The organism is Nonomuraea sp. NPDC049784 (genome assembly GCF_040659615.1).
Lineage (GTDB): Bacteria > Actinomycetota > Actinomycetes > Streptosporangiales > Streptosporangiaceae > Nonomuraea.
In genome coordinates this window covers 1-3,776 of sequence record NZ_JBFAMX010000805.1, presented here as the reverse complement: position 1 = coordinate 3,776, position 3,776 = coordinate 1, and the positions used below count along the sequence as shown (strand labels likewise).

4 protein-coding genes and 1 pseudogene are annotated in these 3,776 nt (G+C 71.4%); all 5 read left to right on the top strand.

Translation table 11 applies throughout. The features are described from left to right. A pseudogene (locus tag AB0J09_RS58810) lies at window positions 1-685 on the top strand (hypothetical protein); the annotation flags it as partial. 27 nt (window positions 686-712) lie between these two features. Beyond that, window positions 713-1,261 (top strand): peptide deformylase, encoded by a 549-nt coding sequence (def, locus tag AB0J09_RS58805; RefSeq protein ID WP_360712052.1) that lies wholly within the window; start codon window positions 713-715, stop codon window positions 1,259-1,261. A gap of 4 nt (window positions 1,262-1,265) precedes the next feature. After that, window positions 1,266-2,192, top strand: coding sequence for a methionyl-tRNA formyltransferase (fmt, locus tag AB0J09_RS58800; protein WP_360712049.1), 927 nt, complete (start codon window positions 1,266-1,268; stop codon window positions 2,190-2,192). Then, window positions 2,189-2,608: a hypothetical protein gene (locus AB0J09_RS58795; protein WP_360712047.1), complete on the top strand. Its 420-nt coding sequence runs from the start codon at window positions 2,189-2,191 to the stop codon at window positions 2,606-2,608. The genes fmt and AB0J09_RS58795 overlap by 4 nt, the downstream gene beginning before the upstream one ends. A gap of 16 nt (window positions 2,609-2,624) precedes the next feature. Continuing rightward, a partial coding sequence (locus AB0J09_RS58790; RefSeq protein WP_360712044.1) for a transcription antitermination factor NusB occupies window positions 2,625-3,776 on the top strand: 1,152 nt, incomplete at its 3' end.

The window sequence follows — 3,776 nt, the reverse complement described above, 5'->3', positions numbered from 1 at the left end:
GCTGGCGTACTGCGGGCTCGTCGAGCAGACCGCCGCGGGCCGCACCGCGCTCACCCCGCTCGGCGTCTGGGCGATTCGCCGCGACCTGCTGCGCGAGGGCCACGACGCGCCGACGACGGCCGAGGTGGAGGTGTTCGCCGACCTGTCGGCGGCCGAGCTGGTGGAGGCGCTGGTCAAGGGCTCGGCCACGCAGAGCGCCGTCGCAGGGTGGCTGGAGCGCCGCTCGCCGGAGTCCGCGGCCGGCGACCTGATCGAGATAGCCGCGTCCGGTACGGCGGGGCAGCGCGGCGCCGTCGGGGCCATCCTCGAGGAGCTGGGCCCGGAGGCCGAGAAGCCCGTCAGGGAGGCGCTCGACCACCCCCTGATGCGCCGCTACGCCGCCTCCTGGCTGCACATCCGCGACCTCGAGGCACCCACGCTCAGCCCCGAGGACCACACCTGGCTCGCGGTCGACTCCCTGGCCGCCCTCATGCACCTGTCGGGGCCCGCCGCGGGCCGGATCGACACGCCCGAGCCCGGGGAGGACCTGATCAAGCTGGTCGGCGAGATGCCCGGGGTGGGCCACCCCGACACGATCGCCGTGCTCGACATGCTCGCCACCGCCCACGACGACGAGGCCGTGGTCAAGGCGGCGCGCAAGGCCGCGATGAAGGCGCGCTCCCTCGAGCACACTAAACTGGGTTGATCCACACCTGAGAACGGAGTAACCCCCTTGGCGATCCAGTCGATCCGGCTGTTCGGAGACCCGGTGCTGCGCACCCCGGCGGCCCCGGTCGTCGACTTCGACAAGGAGCTCCGCAAGCTGGTCAAAGACCTGACGGACACGATGATGGACGCCCCGGGCGCGGGCCTGGCGGCGCCGCAGATCGGCGTCGGGCTGCGGGTGTTCACCTACTACGTGGACGAGCAGCTCGGCCATTTGATCAACCCTGACCTCGACCTGTCCTCGGAGATGGACGAGGAGGGCGAGGAGGGCTGCCTGTCCTTCCCCGGCCTGTCCTACCCGACGCCTCGGGCCGTCCGCGCGGTCGCCAAGGGCTTCGACATGCACGGCGAGCCCGTCACGCTGGAGGGCACCGACCTGATGGCGCGCTGCTTCCAGCACGAGACCGACCACCTCGACGGCATCCTGTTCATCGACCGCATGGACCCCAAGCAGCGCAAGCTGGCCATGAAGGCCGTGCGTGAGGCCGAGTGGAGCGGCCTGGCCGCCCCCGTGATCAAGGTCTCGCCGCATGCCACCGGCGGAAGGGCGCTCTGAGAGCATGCGTCTGGTCTTCGCGGGCACACCCGAGACGGCGCTGCCGTCGCTGCGGACCCTGATCGACTCGCCGCGCCACGAGGTCGTGGCGGTCGTCACCCGCCCCGACGCGCAGTCGGGCCGGGGCCGCAAGGTCCACCCCTCGCCGGTGGCCGAGCTCGCGGAGGAGGCGGGCATAGAGGTGCTCCGCCCGCTCAAGGCCGGCGACCCCGAGTTCCTCGACCGGTTGCGCGCCCTGGAGCCCGACTGCTGCCCGGTGGTCGCGTACGGGGCGCTGCTCCCGCAGTCGGCGCTCGACATCCCCCGGCACGGGTGGATCAACCTGCACTTCTCGATCCTGCCCGCCTGGCGCGGGGCCGCGCCCGTGCAGCACTCGATCCTGCACGGCGACGAGATCGGCGGGGCGACGACGTTCCAGATCGTCAAAGAGCTGGACGCCGGGCCCGTCTACGGCGTGGTGACCGAGGAGATCCACACCAGCGACACGAGTGGGGCGCTGCTGGAGCGGTTGTCGGTCTCGGGAGCGGGGCTGCTCGCCGCCACCATCGACGGCGTCGAGGACGGCACCCTGGAGGCCCGGCCGCAGCCCGCCGACGGGGTGACGATCGCGCCCAAGATCACCGTCTCCGACGCCCGCGTCGATTGGACCAAGCCCGCCCTGCACGTCGACCGGCTGATCCGGGCCTGCACACCCGCCCCCGGGGCGTGGACCGAGTTCCGCGGGCAGCGGGTGAAGCTGGGGGCGGTGCGGGTGGTTCCCGGCGAGCGGATTCCTGCCGGCGAGATCGCCGCCACGAAGACGAACGTGCTGGTCGGGACCGCGACCGATGCGGTCGAACTGGGTGATCTCCAGCCGCAGGGGAAGCGGGTGATGGGGGCCGTGGAGTGGGCTCGCGGGGTTCGCCCAGAGGGTAAAGAGATCTTCAAGTGACCCAGGGTGTCGATCATGATGCGCTCGGTAACATCGACGCCATGACTACAACCAGTAACGAAGCACAGGCGCTCATCGCGCGAATGGAAAACCTCCGCGAGGACCAGGATGTCGCGTTTGCGACGCTCTGTGACGCGCGTGACAAGATTCGCGACATCAACAGCTGGACCCACCGGATGGACCGGTCGATGCTCAAGGCGGAGGGAAAGGCCGCGCGGATCGAGCAGAAGACCGACAAGGCCCTCGGCCTATCCATGCAAGCGGGGGAGAAGCTGGATGTCCTTGACGGCCGGGTGGCCGTACTGGAGGCCGACGTCAAGGAGCTGAAGACGGATGTCGGGGGGCTCAAGGGCGACATGATCGACGTGAAGGCGCTGCTCGGCGAGGTGCTCGACAGACTGCCTCCCAAGGCGTAAGGGAAAGTTTGAGGGGATGAGGACGAGGGGGGACCAAGGGGCCGGAGGCAGGGGCGGCGGGAGCCGTACGCGGAAGCCACCGAGACCGACACGCGACCAGGCACGCAACGCGGCCTTCGACGTCGTGCGCGCGGTCGACGAGCGCGACGCGTACGCCAACCTGCTCATGCCACGGCTCCTTCGCGAGCGCGGCATCAAGGGACGGGATGCCGCGCTGGCAACCGAGCTCGCGTACGGGACGCTGCGCGGGCTCGGCACCTACGACGCCATCATCGAGATGTGCAGCGACCGTGCGCCCGATCCCGACGTGCGCGACGCCCTGCGGCTGGGCGCTCACCAGCTCCTGCGCATGCGGGTCCCGCCGCACGCGGCCGTGGGCACCACTGTCGATCTCGTACGCCTGCGCATCGGCGCCGGGGCGGCCAAGTTCGTCAACGCGGTGCTGCGGAAGATCGGCTCCAGGACGATCGAAGAATGGATCCCCATCGTCGCGCCCGACCCGGCCGACGACCCGGTGGGCCATCTCGCCATCGCCTACGGCCATCCCCGCTGGATCGTCTCCGCCTTCCGCGACGCGCTCGGCCGTCCCGACGAGATGGCCGACCTGCTCGACGCTGACAACGCCCGTCCCCTGGTGACGCTCGTGGCGCGGCCCGGGCGGAGCTCCGTCGAGGAGCTCGAAGCCTTCGGCGCCGCCCCCGCCCGCTACTCGCCGTACGCCGCCTACCTGCGCGAAGGAGATCCCGGGCAGATCGAGGCCGTGGCGGAGACGCGTGCCGCCGTCCAGGACGAGGCCAGCCAACTGGTGGCCTTGGCCCTGACTCGGGTCCCTCTCGAAGGGGACGAGGACGAGCTGTGGCTCGACATGTGCGCGGGGCCCGGCGGCAAGGCGGGCCTCCTCGACGCCATCGCCACTCATGGTGATCTCGAGGGCCTGGGCAAGGAGGGCGGAGAGCGCGCCCACACACCCGTCCCCGCCGGCGCGCCTGCGGGGCGCGGCGGTCCCGGTCCCGTGGCGTTTCCTGGGGGAGCGCGGCTGGTGGCGGCTGACGTGCAGCAGCACCGGGCCCGGCTGGTCTGGCAGACGACCAGGGACGCGGCCGTGGTGACGGCCGACGGCACCGAGCCGGCGTGGCGGCCCGGGGTGTTCGACCGGGTGATGCTCGAC